The sequence below is a fragment of the Hydrogenophaga sp. genome, from assembly GCF_011390835.1.
Classification (GTDB): domain Bacteria; phylum Pseudomonadota; class Gammaproteobacteria; order Burkholderiales; family Burkholderiaceae_C; genus Hydrogenophaga.
The window spans coordinates 206,752-222,806 of the sequence record NZ_JAABRQ010000002.1 but is presented as its reverse complement, the minus strand read 5'-3'; the positions used below and the strand labels follow the sequence as shown (position 1 = coordinate 222,806).

Genomic DNA, 16,055 nt, shown 5'->3' with positions numbered 1-16,055 from the left:
AATTGTAGGGCTCGCACGCACGGTATCTGACAGCACCAACTTGGTGTTTGCCCGTATGTCTGCGGCCGCCAAAGATCCTTGCTGTTCTTGTTAGCAACTATCGCGCCTGCATGATGTTAATGTTACTTAACATAATATACATCGTAGAATATCAAATCGGGAGGAAAAACGGAGCTCGCAGGCTCCGCTTTGTTCACGCTGCCTGATCAGCGATCTGCTCACGCTCCTTGAAGAAAGCTCGAACGGAGGTCAACACGCTCCAGAGCACGATGGCCGCACCAAACGCAAGGAAGCCGGCGCTGATCGGTCGTTCGATGAAGGTCATCATGTCGCCGCGCGACAAGAGCAAGGCTCGACGGAGATTTTCTTCCATCAGAGGGCCCAGCACAAAGCCCAGCAACATGGGGGCAGCCTCGAACTTCAGAACTGCCAACACGTAGCCCACTGATCCGATGACGGCGACCATGAACACGTCAAAAGTGTTGTTGTTGACGCTGTACACGCCCAGGCTGATAAAGACCAGGATGGCCGGGTACAGCACGCGGTAAGGAATGCGCAAAATCGCCACCCACAAGCCAATCAGCGGCAGGTTCAGGACCATCAGCATGATGTTGCCGATACCGAAGCTCACGATCAGGCCCCAGAACAGCTCAGGTTGCTGTGTCATGAGCAGCGGGCCGGGCTGGATGCCGTGGATGATCAGTGCACCCAGCATCAGGGCCATGACCGCGTCACCGGGAATGCCCAGCGACAGCGTGGGCACGAACGCGGTCTGCGCAGCGGCGTTGTTGGCTGCTTCAGGCGCGGTGATGCCCTCGATAGCGCCTTTGCCGAAACGGCTCGGGTCCTTGGCGATCTTTTTTTCCACCGCGTAGGACATGAACGACGCGATGGACGCGCCCGTGCCCGGCAAAGCGCCGAAGAAGCTGCCTACCGCCGTGCCTCGCAGCATAGGCATGATGGATTGCTTCACATCCTCGCGGGTGGGCGTCATGGTGCGCATATTGATGTCTTCGCGCACCTCGCCTTCACGCACCTGGTTCACGCTGGACACTACCTCTGAAATACCAAACATGCCCATGGCCAGGGCCACGAGGTTGATGCCGTCGGTGAGCTCGGGGATGCCGAACTCAAAGCGTGCCTGGCCGGAGTTGATGTCAGTCCCTACCGTACCCAGCAGCAGACCAAACACCACCATAGAAAGGCCTTTGGCGGGTGAGCCCGAGGCCAGTGCGGAGGCGGCGATGAGGCCCAGCAGCATCATGGCGAAGTACTCGGCCGGGCCAAACTTCAGCCCCAGCTCGGCAATGGCCGGGGAGAACAGCACCAGCACCAGGATGCCGAGCATGGAGCCCACAAACGAAGCGATGGTGGTCATGAAAAGCGCCACACCGGCCCTGCCCTGCTTGGCCATGGGGTAGCCGTCCAACGTGGTCACCGCCGACGACGGGGTGCCGGGTAGATTCAGCAGGATGGACGCGGTCGAGCCGCCGTACTGAGCTCCGTAGTACACGCCGGCGAGCATCACGATCGCCGCGGTAGGCGGAATATGGTAGGTGACCGGCAGCAGCAGCGAGATGGTGGCCAGCGCGCCAATGCCCGGCAGCACACCGATCAGCGTGCCGAGAAACACGCCGATAAAGCAGTACAGCAAGGTAACCGGGTTCAGTGCGGCGTCTAGGCCAAGCATCAGTCCGTTGAGGATGTCCATGTGGGATGTCTCTGTCAGGTTTTGGGTCGGGCTGTTCGGTCAGGCGTGCTCAAGGGCTCCAGGGCCAGGTTGGCAAGACCATGCTCAGGCCGAACTTGAACACCAGCCAGGTGATCACCGCGATACCTGCAGCCGTCAGCAGACGGCCCTTCCAGGTAGATGCATCGTCAGCCAGCGAGGCCACGATGACCGCGAGCGCGGTGGAGAAGATCACACCCAGCAGCTTGAGTGTGAAGGCGAACACCACGATGCTGGCCATCACCAGCCCGAAGGTCTTCCAGGCCACCACGATCGGCTCGCCGCGGCGGAAGAACGCCGGCAGCGCAATCAGAAGACCCAGCGCCGCGAGCAAGCCGCCCAAAGCGACCGGGAAATACCCTGGCCCCATGCGGTTGAGGTCGCCGAATTCGTAGCGTTGACCGTAGACCACGGCGAAAATGCCAATGGCGGCCAAGCCCAGTCCCCCGATGATGTCGCGGGTGTCTCTTTTGTGCATGGGTTCTCCTCAGGGTGCCCCGGACGAAGGCCAGGGTCGAGCCGACGGACTCAACCCGAATTGGACGCGGTTTTGGGGTCTTGCGGCTTAAGTAGTTGCACGTAGGGTAAACCTCGCGTAGCGGTCCGGGCGATTCTTCCACTACGGTTTGCTTTGAAGCGCTCGGTCGGCAGGTTCGCTGGGTACCTGTGCAACATCAGCCTGGAGCAAAAGGCTGGCCCGCCTCGCCAGTTCAGGGAAATGAAGTCACCATTTGCCCGCAGGCTGCTTGGCGCGGACCTGTTTGGCGATGAGTTCGACCGCCGCCGGCCGGCCTGCCTGCCGCGCAAAGTCGATCGCGGAGAGTTCTTGCTCGTTGCGCAGCAGCGGGTCGGCACCCTCTTCCAGCAGCAATTGCACCACCGGGTCTCGCCCGTAGCGGGCCGCCATCATCAGCGGCGTAGTCTTGTTCGGGGAATCGGCGTCAATGTAAGCGTGGTGCTCCAGGAGCAAGCGCACCATGTCCAGGCTGATTGGCTCCGGATTGCTGGCCGCGTAGTGCAGCGGCGCCCAGCCCGGCTTGTTGACCTCTGCACCTCGCTGAATCAACCGCTTCGCCTGAGCCAGTTGGCCCTTGAGGGCAGCCATCATCAGCGGACTTTCACCTTGGGCATTGCGTGCCTCTACGGTCACCGTGTTTTGCTTGAGCAGGAAGTCGGCGACCTTGATCGACCCCAGCCGCAACGCGATCAGCAGGCCGGTCTCGCCCTTCTCGTCGCGGGTGTTGAGATCGAAACCCCGCAGCGTGAGCGCCACCACAGCCGACTCGTTGTCGCTGCGGACCGCCGCGAAAAAGTCTTCGAACGATCCGGCTCGGGCGCCAAATGCTGTCAAAGTAATCCAAGCAAAAACAATAAGCTTTTTAAATAAGTTCATTTATCACTTGAGGTTGAAAGGGCGTCACTCGGGTGAAGAGCTGGTCAAAATTGGCGCTGGTGGCCTGGGCCACAGCCTCCACCGGAAGACCTTTGACCTCAGCAATTTGCCGGGCCACAAAGGGCACATAGGCCGGGCTGTTGGTCTTGCCCCGGTGCGGCACCGGGGCAAGGTACGGGCTGTCGGTTTCGATCAGCATGCGCTCCAGCGGCACCCAGCGCAAGAGGTCGCGCAGATCGGCAGCGCTGCGAAACGTGATGATGCCCGAGAAGGAGATGTAGAAATCGAGATCCAGCGCCGCGCGGGCCACGGCTTCGGTCTCGGTGAAGCAATGGAATACGCCGCGCGCCTGGGGCCATCCACCCTCGCCTGCGCTGGCGAAGCCGCCGGCCTCGCGCAGGATGGACAGGGTGTCATCCGAGGCGCTGCGGGTGTGGATCACCAACGGCAGATCGGTCTGGCGCGCGGCCTCGATGTGCACCCGGTAGCGCTCACGTTGCCACGCCATGTCGGCCAAGCTTCGTCCGTTGAGCCGATAGTAGTCCAGGCCGGTCTCGCCGATACCGACCACGCGGGGCAACGCGGCGCGCTGCAGCAGATCCTCCAGACTGGGCTCTTGCACGCCCTCGTTGTCCGGGTGCACTCCCGCGGTGCACCAGAGATGGGGGTGTTCAAGGGCCAGGCTGTGCACATCGTCAAACTCTTCCAGCGTGGTGCAGATGCAGAGGGCGCGATCCACCTCGGCGGCCTGCATGGCGGCCAGGATGTCGGGCAGTTGTGCGCGCAGCTCGGGAAAGCTCAGGTGGCAGTGGGAGTCGGTGAACATGGGCAGCAGTTTCGCACGGGAAGCCGGGCCTGCTGGGTGCTCGCTGGCCTGCGAGCGGAGGAGAGGGCTGTCAGATGGTCTGGGTCGGACGATCCGAGCCCAGCTGGGTGCCCAGGATTTCTTCGATGCGCAGCTTGAGCTGGCGCGATTTTTCATCGGCCGGAAACCGGATACCCACGCCCTGAGTGCGACCGGCCTGGGCTTTGGCTGGTGTGACCCACGCCACCTTGCCCGCCACCGGGTAGCGCTGCGGATCATCGGGCAGGCTCAGCAGCACGTACACATCGTCGCCCAGGCGGTAATCCCGGGTGGACGGGATGAATATGCCCCCATCGGCAAACAGCGGGATGTAGGCCGCGTACAGCGCCGCTTTTTCCTTGATGGAAAGCTGGATCACGCTTGGGCGTGATGCGCTGGCTGGCGGTGAGGTGCTCATGGCCCGTGAGTTTAGCGGCAATCGGGTGGGGGTGAGATCGAGAGTACGCGCAGAAAACCCGCCAGACTTGGCGATTCAGGCCCGCTGCGGCTGCCGCGAGAGCACTTCGCGGGTGCGCGCCGCCCAGGCTTCCTGCGTCAGGCCCGGGTTGAAGGGGTGCTCGACCGACCGCGCCGCCATCAACAGTTCTTTGGACCATTGGGCCAGCGCGGTCCAGCGCGGCGCGGGCGGCAGCTGGGCAGCCGGGAAGAACCGGGGGGGGCCGCCGCTCGCGTGGGCCATCAGGTCGTGGCACAGCTTCTGCAGCACCGAGAGCTGTCGTGCGGCGGGCCAGCCGCTCATCAGGGTCCAGTCGCCGCGGCTCAGGGCTTGCGGCAATGCAGTCCAGGCCTGGGCGTCCAAGCCACTGTGGGCCCAGTCGAGTGCGTCGTCGGGCCGACCACCCGCGGCCTGCAGCCAAACTTGGGCCTGCTCGCGGGTCGCACGGTGCTTGGGGTCGGCGTTGACCTGGGCCAGCAACCAGTCGATGGCCTGGTCTTCGTCGGGCCAGGCCATGGTGTGGGTCTGGCAGCGGCTGCGGATGGTGGGCAGCAGCAGGTCGGCCGCTTCGGTGGCCAGCACCAGGCGCACCGCACCCACCGGCTCTTCCAGGGTCTTGAGCAAGGTGTTGGCCGACTCGTTGTTCATGCGCTCGGCCGGGTACACCAGCACCACCTTGGTGTTGCCGCGCGAGCGGGTGAACTGGGTGAAGCTGACGGCTTGGCGCGTGGCGTCCACCCGGATCAGCTTGCTGGGCTTGCGCTTCTTGTCGTCGATGTCTTTCTGTGCTGACTCATCGAGTGGCCAGGCCAGCTCCTGGCTCAAGGTCTCCGGCATGAGCACGCATAGGTCGGCGTGGGTGCGCACGTCCACCGCATGGCAGCTGCCGCACTGTCCGCAGGCGCCGGCCTCGGTGGGCGCTTCACAAAGCCAGGCGCGTGCGAGCGCCAGGGCCAGGTCGTACTGCCCCAGCCCGGACGGCCCAGCCAGCAGCAGCGCGTGGCCGCGTTGGGCCAGGCAGGTCTGCAGCTGGGCCTGCAGCCAGGGCGCGAGCGCCACGTGGCCTGGGGTTGGGATGCCTCCGCTCATGCGTTGCCGGGCTGCAGCCAGCCGCGAGTTTCGAAGATAGCTCGCACGCTGATCCACACCTCTTCCACCGGGCGGTTGGAGGCGATGCGGGCGAATCGGGCCGGCTGTTCCTGCAGGCGATGTGCATAGCCCGCGGCCACACGCGAGAAAAATTCGACCGGCTGCGACTCGAAGCGGTCGGGCACCCGGGCAGCCGCCAGGCGCTCGGCCGCCGTCGCCGGTGGCAGATCGAACCAGACCGTCAGGTCTGGCTGGCGCAAACCGCCTTCAGGCAAGGCCTGCACCCAGGTTTCAAGCTGGCGCAAGACGCTCAGATCAAAGCCGCGCCCGAAGCCCTGGTAGGCCACAGTGGCATCGGTGAAGCGGTCGCACAACACCACCTCGCCCCGTGCCAGCGCCGGCTCGATCACCTGCTGCAAGTGGTCGCGGCGCGCCGCAAACATGAGCAAGGCCTCGCACAGTGGATCCATGGCGTCATTCAGCACCAGCACGCGCAGCTTTTCGGCCAGCGGTGTGCCGCCGGGTTCACGGGTCAGCGCGACCGCCCTGCCCTGAGCGCGAAAGGCATCGGCCAGACCCGCGATGTGGGTGGACTTGCCGGCGCCGTCGATGCCTTCGAAGCTGATGAACAAACCAGTTGCTGTCATGCGGCAAGCATAAGGCTCGGGCAGCGCGCGCTCAGCGACGCAGGATGAAACGCTGCACGGCGGCGTTGTGCTCTTGCAGGGTGGCACTGAACTGGCTGGAGCCGTCACCGCGCGAGACGAAGTAGAACGCCGGGGTGGCCTGCGGTTGCACGGCCGCGAGCAGGCTGTTCCAGCCCGGCATGGCGATCGGAGTGGGCGGTAGCCCGGCTCGGGTGTAGGTGTTGTACGGCGTATCGGTCTGCAGGTGGATGCGGCGCAGGTTGCCGTCGAAACGCTCGCCCAGCCCATAGATCACGGTGGGGTCGGTCTGCAAGCGCATGCCGATGCGAAGTCGGTTACTGAAAACGCCGGCAATCTGCGCCCGGTCACTTTCAAGACCAGTCTCCTTCTCGACGATGCTGGCCAGGATGAGCGCTTCTTCGGGCGAACGCAGCGGCGTAGTGGCGCTGCGCTGCGCCCAGGCTTCGGCCAGCCGCTTGTCCATGGTCTGAGCGGCCTGGCGCAGCACGGTTGAGGCAGGCGCGTGCTTCACCATGCGGTAGGTGTCGGGGAAAAAGCGGCCCTCGGGGTGGCGGCCGGGGTAGCCAATGAGCGTCATGATCTCGGGCACGCTCAGACCGTCGATGTCCTGCTGCAGGTCTGGCGAGCTGCGCACCTCCGCCAGCACCTCACGAATGTTCCAGCCCTCGAGCAGGGTCAAGCTGCGCAGCGCCTGATCACCACGTACCAACTTGTCCAGCAGACCGCGCGGCGTGGTTCCCGCTTCGAACTCGTAACTGCCCGCTTTGATGTCGCGCGCCTGGCCGGAGAGTCGAAACCAGGCAAACAGCAGCATGGCGGGCGACCGGGCTCCCGCGTCGGCGAGGGACTCGGCCACCCGCCGCGGCGAAGCTCCGGGTTCCACGTTCAGCTCGATCACCTGGGCGGCGTCAATCGGCACCAGCGGGTGTTGAAGCCACCACACAGCAGCACCAGCCACCAGCATGGTCAGCAGCACACACGCAATCAGAAGGCGCTTGAACAGGCGAATCAATGAGGGCAGCCTTGGGCTGGAAGGCGGTGGGGACAAGGGTGCCGGCATGGCCGGACCTAGGGCGCCATGATCATAATCGACCCGTCAGCGTGCCACTGGGCCGCCGCACTCAGGACCTCTCATGACCACCACCCTCCCCTCAGTGCCTCAAGGCGTTGCCCGACTGGATTCGCTGGGCGTGATCCGCGCTCACGGACCGGAAGCCGCCAAGTTCCTGCAAGGCCAGCTCACCCAGGACTTTGCTTTGCTCGGTTTGTCCGAAGCCCGCCTCGCTGCGTTTTGCACGGCCAAGGGGCGCATGCTGGCCAGCTTCATCGGCTTCAAGCAAGGACACGATGAGATCCTGCTGCTGTGCAGCCGGGATCTGCTGGCGGCCACACTCAAGCGCCTGTCCATGTTTGTGATGCGCGCCCAGGTCAAGCTCACCGATGCGAGCGACGCGTTCGCCATCTGGGGCGTGGCAGGTGTTGCAGTGGCCGGCCTGTCCGACACTCCGTGGGGTCATCTTGCCTCCGAGGATGGGACGTCATGGACTCGCCTGTATCCGGCCGAAGGTGTGGCACGTGCCTTATGCGTGCGGCCAGTAGCCGAGGGCGATTTGGCAGAAGCTCCAGTTGGCCCCGCGCTGGACCCCTCAGTCTGGTCCTGGCTTGACGTCATGAGCGGCGTGAGCACGCTGAGCCAGCCCGTGGCCGAGGCGTTTGTGCCTCAGATGCTGAACTACGAATCGGTGGGTGGGGTGAACTTCAAGAAGGGCTGTTACCCCGGTCAGGAAGTGGTGGCACGAAGCCAGTTCCGTGGCACGCTCAAGCGCCGTGCCTACAGGGTGGCTTGCGAAGCGCCCCTGGCGGTGGGTCAGGATGTGTTTCACGACAGCGATGTCGAACAGCCTTGCGGCACGGTGGCCGCGGCAGCGGCATCGCCCGCTGGTGGCTGGAACGGCATCGTCTCCATGCAGGTCAGCGCCGCGCAAGGCGGTCGCCTGTCTTCGGGCAGTGCCGATGGCCCCGAGATCCAGCTGCTTGCCCTGCCCTACCCCCTGCTGGAAGACATCTGACGCCAGTCTCATGTGCCTGATCGCTTTTGCTATCGAGGCCCGACCCGGCTTGCCGCTGCTGCTGGCGGCGAACCGCGACGAGTTTTTTGAACGCCCGACCGCGGCGCTGCACCGGTGGGGCACTGACGGTGGCGTCGAGGTCCTGGCGGGCCGCGACCTGCGTGATGGCGGCACTTGGCTGGGCGTGAGCGAGGCCGGTCGAGTCGCGATGCTGACCAATGTGCGTGGTCCTGACGCCGCCAGCGGCGTGCGCAGCCGGGGCGAGCTGGCCACGCGCTGGTTGCGGGGAGCGCTCGATGAGGCTGCGATGGTGAGTGAGATCGACCCAATGGCCTACGCGGGGTTCAACCTGGTGGTGGGTGACTTGCACCGGGGCCAGTGGGCTTGGCTGAGCAATTGCGACCCGGCTCGGCCCCACGCAGGCCCGCAGTCGACGCTGGCTCAGCAAACGCTGGACCGGGGCATTTATGGCCTTTCCAACGCCTCGCTGGACACGCCCTGGCCCAAGACGCTGCGGCTCAAGGCCGCCATGCAAACGGCGCTGCAGACGAGCGATCTCTCAAGCACCAGCGCGGACTCGGACCCTGAACGCCACACGCTGAGCGCCGCGCTGGCCGATGCCACCCCGGCGCCAGCGGATCGCCTGCCGGCCAGCGGTATCGACTCGGCGCGCGAACGCGCGCTGTCAGCCGCTTTTGTGCACCTGCCCGATGCGGGCTATGGCACACGCAGCAGCCTGGTGCTCAAGGTGCAGGCGCAGGGATCGCAAGCCCCGTCGGTCCAGGCCTGGGAATGGACCCATCTGCCCAACACGCCGGGCTGGACCACGGAGCGACCTGCGTACGCCACGCTCGCGCTTTGAGGTGTTGCTATGGTTTCTGTAGCATCGGCCAGAGCGCCTGCGGAATCATGTTCAGCGTGGCCTGCTCCTGGCCTGGCGGTGTGGCGGCCATGGCGGCGCGGAAAAACTCCATTGCCTTGTTCGTGTCGCCCTTGCCGATCCAGGCGTTGCCGAGCTTGGCGTCGGCATCGAGCTTGTTCGCCGGCCAGCCCTTGTTGCGCAGCTCCATTGATTTGATGGCGAGGTCGTAGTCTTTGGCGCGCATAGCCAGCACGTAGCCGGTGTTGACCATGTCGTAGTCGTAGCGCTCGGCCAGGATGTCCTCGCGCGCCATGGCCAGGGCTTTGGGTTCGTTGCCGTTGCGGCTCAGGAGGATGACTTCCAGCGAGCGCACTGACGGCGCCATCGGTTGCAGCACCTTGGCGCGCTCCAGCATGGCCATGGCCTTGTCGGGCTCGCCCATCTGGGCGTAGCCTCGCGCCACGTTGCTCATGATGGCCGTCACATACGGCCTTGATCCCAGCACCGATTCCCAGATCCAGACCGCGTTGGTCCAGTCGCCCCACTTGGCCAGTTCATCGGCCACCATGGGGGTGATCTTGCGGTAGTGCGGGTTGATGTCAATGCCGCGACGGATCAGGTCTAGCATCTCTTCGCGCTGCTTGATCCACCTGGGGCTGTTGTAGTCACCTGACTGGCTCACCGATAGGGCAATTTTGGTCGCGCGCACGATCAGGCTTTCGGTGGCTGCCGCCTGCTGGGTAATGTAGGCCGCCAGCGCCAGGCAGCCCATGGTGGCCACGGCGCCGACCTGGGAAAACGCGGGCTTCCAGCTCAGCCGCGTAGCCACCGACCAGCCGCGCTGCGCCAGTCGTGCGTCCGACGCAGCCAGGATGGCAAGGCACAGGGCGAACAGCGCGCCGGTGCTGGCCATGCGCCAGGGAAAGCCGGCGTTGCTGACAATCAGAAACGCCATCAGCGCAGCCAGCGTGGTGGCGCGCAACATGCCTTCCTGGCGCGCCTCGTCCCCGCTCAGGCGCCAGGTGCGCCAGGCTGCACGGCTGAGGTAGGCCAGCAGCGCCAGCAGGAAGATCCAGCCGGCCAGACCGTATTCGGCTAGCAGCTGCAGGACCTCGTTGTGCACGTAGTAGTCGGTCTCCAGCTGCGAGCCAGCTTCCTGGTACAGCGGAATGTCCACTTCCCAGGCGCCAGCACCCACGCCCGTCAGAGGCCGGGCCTGGATGATGCGACCGGTGGCCCTCCACATGACCCAGCGCACCGAGAACGAACGTTCGGTGTACTCCTCAGTGACCGCCATGGATTTGGCGCGCGCAAAGCTGCGCTCCAGCGCATTGAGCCCACGGCCCTCCAGACGGTGTTCTTCCACCATCTTGGGGTTGCCGGTGGTGATCAAACCCAGGCCGATCACAGTGGCCACGATCAGGCCGCCCGCCAGGATGCGCCGCCCAGCGTCCCACCCGGACAGCGCCATGTGCTGGCGGTAGCGCCAGACGATGAAGGGCAGCACCACCAGCAGCGCAAAAAAGGCCAGCAGCGCCGAGCGCGTGCCGGTCATGAACATGGCAACCAGGTTGAAGCCGATCGAGAACGCCAGCAAGGCCACGGTGGCGCTGCTTTTGGCACGGGTCAGCAGGTAGACCGAAAACGGCAGCGTGCAGACCACGAACTCGGCGAAAAAGTTGCGGTTGACGAAGGTCGACGCTGGGTTGGGGCCCTGGGGGAAAAACGTGAAGTCAGTCCAGTATTGAAGGGCCGTCCACAACGACGCCACCACCGCGCCCGCGTGAATACCCCAGGCCAGGGTTGGCAGGCGCTCGCGGTCCAGCGTGTTCAGGCCCAGCCATAGGAGCAGCGAGAAGATGAACCAGCGGATGGCTTCCACGCCGGCCAGGTAGGTGTGCGACCAGACCATGCTGCCCAGTGCGTACAACGTGAGCAGCAGCGGCAGCCACATCAGGCCATGCCAGCGCAGAGGCTGAGTACGATTGCGCTGGTTCCAGAAGAACGCCATCCCGGCGCTCAGCGCCGCAAATGACACCACGATGGACTTGAGCGTGTCCTGCAGCATCTCCTCGTTGGGTACGCCCAGCGCCGGGGCCAGGAACATCATCAATGCCAGGATGGCCACCGTCCAGTCGTCCTTGAGCACCTCGCCCGGCAGGGCCGGGGTGGGGGTTGCAGTTGGCGGACGAACTTTCACCGAGGCGGGCGCCTCCTCAGCGGACGGTGCCAAAGCCGGCCTCGCCGCAGCGCCGTTGTTGCCCGTTGTGGGTGAAGGGATGCGTTTTTTCTTGGCCATGAATGGGGAATGGGTGAGGGTCTGGCGGCGCTGATTGGCGCGCGGCCCGCAGACAGCGTGCCTATGCCGTGCCGTTGCAGCCGGCTATTGTCGCCGCATCCCTGGCTGCCCTTACCTAGCTCGCCCGAGCCGGTCACGGCTGGTTACAGCCTGGTGAACATCTCCACATGGCCAATGCCAGCCTCTTCGAACGGTTCGCCGCGTTGCGCAAAGCCCAATCGGCGGTAAAAACCCTCGGCGCTGCGCTGGGCGTGCAGCATCACTTCGCGTTCGCCGCGCTGGGCCGCAGCGTCCATCAGGGCGTGCAACACCTGGCGGCCCACCTGGCCGCCGCGCAGCACCCGGTTGACGGCCATGCGGCCGATCTTCACCACCCCGGGCTGGTGTGGTAGCAGCCGCCCGGTGGCTACGGCTTCACCCAGCCGGTTGTAGGCCACCGCGTGCAACGCCGTGGCATCGGCCGCGTCCCATTCCAGTTCCTTGGGAATCTGCTGCTCCTGAACAAACACCTCGGTGCGGATGCGCTGCGCGTCAGCCCTCAGCGTTTCCCAGTCGCCCGTCTTCAGCACCAGCATTGGCTCGCCCGCCTCGTAGCCCAGCAGGGTTTCTCTGAGAGCGGGGGGCACAGGCCGCGAGGTCTGGCTGGCCGGGTCGGCGAACACATACACGATTTCACCCGATATTAGGTGTTGCTCACCGCGGAAGATGGCGCCGGTGAAGACCATGGACGAGTTGCCGATGCGGGTGCACTTCATGGCCACTTCGATCTGGTCGTCGACCTCGGCCGAGGCATGAAACTCCACCGTCGCCTTGACCACATACAGGTCGCCACCTAGGCTGTCCATGGTGGCCTGGTAAGGCAGGGCCAGTGCGCGCCAGTAGTCGGCGATCGCGGTGTCGAAGTACATCAGGTAGTGCGCGTTGAACACGATCTTCTGCATATCCACCTCGGCCCATCGCACGCGCAGGCGGTGAAAGAAGCGGAAGTCGGCTCGGCAGAGTGAGGTGGTCATTCAATGGGCTCCAAAGGCTTGGCGCAGGGCGCGCGCCGCGTCGTTGTGGGCGGTCATGGCCTCGGGAATGGCCCGACCAAACTGGATGAAGCCGTGCACCACGCCACGGTAAATCTCCAGGTCCACCGCCACGCCACCCAGGCGCAGGCGATCGGCGTACAGCACGCCTTCCTCGGTCAGCGGGTCGCATTCGGCCAGGCCAATCCAGGCGGGTGCCACGCCGTCCAGGTCGCGCGGGTGGCCGGTGTCGTCCACCCCGTCGAGTGGCGCAAAGCGCCAGTCATCGCGGTCGGCCGCACTGCGCAGGTAATGGCCAAAGAAGTAGCTGATGTGCGGTTCTTCCAGCAGGAAGCCTTGGGCAAAGGTCTTGTGTGTGTAGCGGTGTCCTGGTGACCTGCGGTGCCTGGATAGAAGAGCAGTTGCAGCGCCAGCGGCCAGCCTGCGTCGCGCGCTGCAATGGCGGTGACCGCCGCCAGCGTGCCACCGGCGCTGTCACCACCCAGGGCGATGAGCTGGCTGTCCAGCGCCATTGCTGTCGCCCGTTCGCGAAGCCAGGACAGGCTGTCCCAGGCGTCGTGCACGGCAGCGGGAAACGGGTTTTCAGGGGCGAGTCGGTAGTCGACCGAGATCACCGCGCAATGGGCCAGATGAGCCAGGTGCCGGCACAGCGGCTCGTGGGTGGCCATGCTGCCCACGGTGAAGCCGCCACCGTGAAAGTACAGCAGCACCGGCAGCGGCTGCTCGCTGGCGGGTGCGGTCAGCTGTGCTCGCAGACTGGCGCCATCGCGCGTGGGAATGCGCAAGTTTTCCACTCGGGGCAGCTTGTGCAGCGGGATGTCGAGCACGCCAGCGCCTGCCTCATAGGCCAGCTTGGCCTGGGCGGGCGTCAGCGCGTGCATGGGCGGGTGACCTGCGCGGGCTATGCGGTCGAGCACGCCCCGCATGGCTGGCGTGAGCAGGGCGCGTGGGTTGGGGTGGTAGGACATGCGCTGCCATTCTGCCCTCGCCCGCCCCGAGCACCCGGATGCGGGTGACCCGCGAGTGACGCCGCGCTCGGCGCGCAGACCCGTATAGTCACCTTAGTGTTGCGCTGGGCATCACTGTTGCCCCCATCGAAGCAGCGCCCCCAGCGCACACCGTGGAACCGGCTTCGCCGGGCCACAGGTGTGGTCTCCCAGAGGGAAGACGCGAAGCGGCGCAGGGGGCTTGGACATCCTCATGGCCCAGATTCTGTACATCACCAACATCCTGATCGACTTCGGCGCCGTGTCGCAGCTGCAAACCGAGTGTGAGCGGGTCGGCATCACCCGGCCCTTGATCGTGACCGACGCCGGGGTCAAGGCCGCCGGCCTGGTCGACAAGGTGCTGGCTGCCCTGCCCGGCCTGAAGCCCGCCGTGTTTGACGCCACACCGTCCAACCCCACCGAAGCCGCCGTGCGTGGAGCGGTGCAGGTATACCAGACCGAACATTGCGACGGCCTGATCGCGCTGGGTGGTGGCAGCGCCATCGACTGCGCCAAGGGTGCAGCCATCGCTGCGGTCCACACGGGCCCGCTCAAGACCTACGCCACCATCGAGGGTGGCTCAGCCAAGATCACTGATCTAGTGCCTCCCATCATTGCCGTACCGACCACGGCGGGCACCGGCAGCGAGGTGGCGCGCGGTGCCATTGTGATCGTAGAGGACGGCCGCAAGCTCGGCTTTCACAGCTGGTTTCTGGTGCCCAAGACCGCCCTGCTCGACCCCGAACTCACGCTGGGTTTGCCACCCATGCTCACCGCTGCCACCGGCATGGACGCCATTGCCCACTGCATGGAAACCTTCATGGCTGAGCCCTTCAACCCGCCGGCCGATGGCATCGCGCTGGATGGTCTGGCGCGTGGCTGGGCCCACATCAAGCGCGCCACCCGCGACGGCAGCGATCGAGAGGCCCGGCTCAACATGATGAGCGCCAGCATGCAAGGTGCCATGGCGTTCCAGAAGGGCCTGGGCTGTGTGCACTCGCTGAGCCACAGCCTGGGTGGTGTGGACCCGCGCCTGCACCATGGCACGCTCAACGCCATGTTCTTGCCCGCCGTGATCCGGTTCAACGCCGAGGCCGAATCCATGAAGAAGGAGCGACGCCTGGATCGCATGGCCCACGCCATGGGCCTGGGTCAAGGCAGCGAAGTGCCCGGCGCCATCACCGCCATGAATGCCCGATTGGGACTGCCTTCCGGCTTGGCCGCCATGGGGGTGACACCCGACCTGTTTGACCGGGTCATTGAAGGGGCCCTGGCTGATCACTGCCACAAGACCAATCCAAGGATCGCCACGCCTGCCGACTACCTGGCGATGCTGGAAGCGGCGATGTGATCATCGGCTGCCTCTCCTCTTTGGTGAGCAGGTATAAGCAAATTGAATAATCTAAAAGTCGTTTTAAAACAATGGTCTTTCTCTTGTTTATGAGGTGATATCTTAAATTCAGACGCCTCTGATGATGAGTTGAGGCGCAGTCTGACTGATTCTGTCTATCAGCGATTTTTATGGGCCATATTTTCTTTATAAAACAACATCGTTTTGTCGATATCGCATGTGAAGTCTAAAGATGAAGGTGCTTTATTCGAGATGGGGCATGCGGGCACCCACATGCACCTCTCCCCGTGCCTCGGCCAGTTCCACCTGCCGTTGCCGCTCGGCCAGACGGGCCTTCTCTTCCGGGGTTCTGAGATCGTGGCAGTGTTCGCAGCTCACGCCTTTGATGTAGTGCGCTGAGGCCTTGTCGGCCACGCCGAGTGGCCAGCGGCAGGAGCGGCACAGTTCGTGAGGCCCGGGCGCCAGGCCGTGGCCGACGCTGACGCGTTCGTCAAACACGAAGCACTCGCCCTGCCACTGGCTGCTCTCCCGAGGCACCTCTTCCAGGTACTTCAGGATGCCGCCTTGCAGGTGGTAGACCTCTTCAAAACCGCGCATCTTCATCAGTGCGGTGGATTTTTCGCAGCGGATGCCGCCGGTGCAGAACATGGCGACCTTGGTCTTTTTGCCGGCCTCGCCCCGCAGCCGGTCTTGCGCATCCAACCAGGCGGGTAGCTCGGTGAAGGTCTTGATGTGAGGGTTGACCGCGCCGGCAAAGCTGCCGATGGCCACCTCGTAGTCGTTACGGGTGTCGACCACCAGCACCTCAGGGTCGGCCAGCAAGGCGTTCCAGTCCTGCGGCTTGACGTACTGGCCCACGGTTTGATTCGGATCGAGGCCGGGCACGTGCAGCGTGACGATTTCTTTTTTCAGGCGCACCTTCATGCGCAGAAACGGCGGCTTATCGCTCCAGGATTCTTTGTGCGGAAGGCCTGCCAAGCGCGGATCGGCGCGCAAATGGGCCAGCACCGCGTGTACGTCCGCCTCGGAGCCGGCGATGGTGCCGTTGATGCCTTCCCGCGCCAGCAGCAGCGTGCCCTTGACGCCGTGGCGCTCGCAGCAGGCATGCAGCGGCTCACGCAGCTCGGCAAAATCGGGCAAATCGACGAACTGGTAGAGCGCAGCAGTGAGGTAGCGCGCGCTGGCGGCAGGCTGGGGGGCAGAGGTCTTCGGGTGCATGCGAAATTATCCCTTGAGCCTGCTTGGCCGCACCCCTGGCGCAGAAAGCGCCCTGTTTC

General features: G+C 64.7%; 14 protein-coding genes and 1 pseudogene. 3 read left to right on the top strand and 12 right to left on the bottom strand.

The window, feature by feature from the left end; all coding sequences use genetic code 11:
- Nucleotides 1-193: 193 nt before the first annotated feature.
- The 8 genes from GPT34_RS02965 to mltG form a co-directional block, all read right to left on the bottom strand.
- Nucleotides 194-1,711 (bottom strand): tripartite tricarboxylate transporter permease, encoded by a 1,518-nt coding sequence (locus GPT34_RS02965; RefSeq protein ID WP_291009520.1) that lies wholly within the window; start codon nt 1,709-1,711, stop codon nt 194-196.
- A 49-nt stretch (nt 1,712-1,760) separates the two neighbouring features.
- On the bottom strand, nt 1,761-2,207 hold the full coding sequence (locus tag GPT34_RS02960) for a tripartite tricarboxylate transporter TctB family protein (RefSeq protein WP_291009518.1): 447 nt from the start codon (nt 2,205-2,207) through the stop codon (nt 1,761-1,763).
- A 246-nt stretch (nt 2,208-2,453) separates the two neighbouring features.
- The gene (locus GPT34_RS02955; RefSeq protein ID WP_363356081.1) at nt 2,454-3,080 is read right to left on the bottom strand and encodes an ankyrin repeat domain-containing protein; all 627 of its coding nucleotides are present in this window, start codon (nt 3,078-3,080) and stop codon (nt 2,454-2,456) included.
- A gap of 28 nt (nt 3,081-3,108) precedes the next feature.
- The gene (locus GPT34_RS02950) at nt 3,109-3,948 is read right to left on the bottom strand and encodes a TatD family hydrolase (protein ID WP_291009514.1); all 840 of its coding nucleotides are present in this window, start codon (nt 3,946-3,948) and stop codon (nt 3,109-3,111) included.
- 70 nt (nt 3,949-4,018) lie between these two features.
- Nucleotides 4,019-4,384, bottom strand: coding sequence for a PilZ domain-containing protein (locus GPT34_RS02945; RefSeq protein ID WP_291009512.1), 366 nt, complete (start codon nt 4,382-4,384; stop codon nt 4,019-4,021).
- Nucleotides 4,385-4,459: 75 nt separating this feature from the next.
- Nucleotides 4,460-5,512 carry a DNA polymerase III subunit delta' gene (locus GPT34_RS02940; RefSeq protein ID WP_291009510.1) on the bottom strand — a complete coding sequence of 351 codons (1,053 nt, stop codon included), beginning with the start codon at nt 5,510-5,512 and terminating at the stop codon, nt 4,460-4,462.
- Complete coding sequence (gene tmk / locus GPT34_RS02935; protein WP_291009508.1) at nt 5,509-6,159, bottom strand: dTMP kinase; 651 nt, start codon at nt 6,157-6,159, stop codon at nt 5,509-5,511. Before tmk ends, GPT34_RS02940 begins: the two co-directional genes overlap by 4 nt.
- 31 nt (nt 6,160-6,190) lie before the next feature.
- Nucleotides 6,191-7,189, bottom strand: coding sequence for an endolytic transglycosylase MltG (mltG, locus tag GPT34_RS02930; protein WP_291009534.1), 999 nt, complete (start codon nt 7,187-7,189; stop codon nt 6,191-6,193).
- A 124-nt stretch (nt 7,190-7,313) separates the two neighbouring features.
- Between mltG and GPT34_RS02925 the strand changes: the two genes are divergently transcribed.
- Together GPT34_RS02925 and GPT34_RS02920 are read left to right on the top strand one after the other, a co-directional pair.
- Entirely contained in the window at nt 7,314-8,249 is a 936-nt protein-coding gene (locus GPT34_RS02925) for a folate-binding protein (RefSeq protein WP_291009506.1), read from the top strand.
- Nucleotides 8,250-8,259: 10 nt separating this feature from the next.
- Nucleotides 8,260-9,111, top strand: coding sequence for an NRDE family protein (locus tag GPT34_RS02920; RefSeq protein WP_291009504.1), 852 nt, complete (start codon nt 8,260-8,262; stop codon nt 9,109-9,111).
- 7 nt (nt 9,112-9,118) lie between these two features.
- Here GPT34_RS02920 and GPT34_RS02915 read toward each other — a convergent pair whose 3' ends face one another.
- From GPT34_RS02915 to GPT34_RS02905, 3 genes and pseudogenes are all read right to left on the bottom strand, one after another.
- Complete coding sequence (locus GPT34_RS02915; RefSeq protein ID WP_291009502.1) at nt 9,119-11,410, bottom strand: O-antigen ligase family protein; 2,292 nt, start codon at nt 11,408-11,410, stop codon at nt 9,119-9,121.
- A gap of 143 nt (nt 11,411-11,553) precedes the next feature.
- Entirely contained in the window at nt 11,554-12,423 is an 870-nt protein-coding gene (locus GPT34_RS02910; protein ID WP_291009501.1) for a YbgC/FadM family acyl-CoA thioesterase, read from the bottom strand.
- Nucleotides 12,424-13,118: pseudogene (locus tag GPT34_RS02905) on the bottom strand (alpha/beta hydrolase). It abuts the gene before it with no gap.
- Between the two features lie 523 nt (nt 13,119-13,641).
- Here GPT34_RS02905 and GPT34_RS02900 point away from each other — a divergent pair.
- Nucleotides 13,642-14,778 carry an iron-containing alcohol dehydrogenase gene (locus GPT34_RS02900; RefSeq protein ID WP_291009499.1) on the top strand — a complete coding sequence of 379 codons (1,137 nt, stop codon included), beginning with the start codon at nt 13,642-13,644 and terminating at the stop codon, nt 14,776-14,778.
- Nucleotides 14,779-15,021: 243 nt separating this feature from the next.
- On the opposite strand, the gene GPT34_RS02895 is transcribed toward GPT34_RS02900, so the two are convergent.
- On the bottom strand, nt 15,022-15,996 hold the full coding sequence (locus tag GPT34_RS02895; protein ID WP_291009497.1) for a rhodanese-related sulfurtransferase: 975 nt from the start codon (nt 15,994-15,996) through the stop codon (nt 15,022-15,024).
- Nucleotides 15,997-16,055: the final 59 nt, after the last annotated feature.

Excerpts from the sequence above, each read along its gene's own strand:
- GPT34_RS02965 (WP_291009520.1), bottom strand. The coding sequence starts at position 1,711 with ATGGACATCCTCAACGGACTGATGCTTGGCCTAGACGCCGCACTGAAC.
- GPT34_RS02960 (WP_291009518.1), bottom strand. The coding sequence starts at position 2,207 with ATGCACAAAAGAGACACCCGCGACATCATCGGGGGACTGGGCTTGGCC.
- GPT34_RS02950 (WP_291009514.1), bottom strand. The coding sequence starts at position 3,948 with ATGTTCACCGACTCCCACTGCCACCTGAGCTTTCCCGAGCTGCGCGCA.
- GPT34_RS02945 (WP_291009512.1), bottom strand. The coding sequence starts at position 4,384 with ATGAGCACCTCACCGCCAGCCAGCGCATCACGCCCAAGCGTGATCCAG.
- GPT34_RS02940 (WP_291009510.1), bottom strand. The coding sequence starts at position 5,512 with ATGAGCGGAGGCATCCCAACCCCAGGCCACGTGGCGCTCGCGCCCTGG.
- tmk (WP_291009508.1), bottom strand. The coding sequence starts at position 6,159 with ATGACAGCAACTGGTTTGTTCATCAGCTTCGAAGGCATCGACGGCGCC.
- GPT34_RS02925 (WP_291009506.1), top strand. The coding sequence starts at position 7,314 with ATGACCACCACCCTCCCCTCAGTGCCTCAAGGCGTTGCCCGACTGGAT.
- GPT34_RS02920 (WP_291009504.1), top strand. The coding sequence starts at position 8,260 with ATGTGCCTGATCGCTTTTGCTATCGAGGCCCGACCCGGCTTGCCGCTG.
- GPT34_RS02915 (WP_291009502.1), bottom strand. The coding sequence starts at position 11,410 with ATGGCCAAGAAAAAACGCATCCCTTCACCCACAACGGGCAACAACGGC.
- GPT34_RS02910 (WP_291009501.1), bottom strand. The coding sequence starts at position 12,423 with ATGACCACCTCACTCTGCCGAGCCGACTTCCGCTTCTTTCACCGCCTG.
- GPT34_RS02900 (WP_291009499.1), top strand. The coding sequence starts at position 13,642 with ATGGCCCAGATTCTGTACATCACCAACATCCTGATCGACTTCGGCGCC.
- GPT34_RS02895 (WP_291009497.1), bottom strand. The coding sequence starts at position 15,996 with ATGCACCCGAAGACCTCTGCCCCCCAGCCTGCCGCCAGCGCGCGCTAC.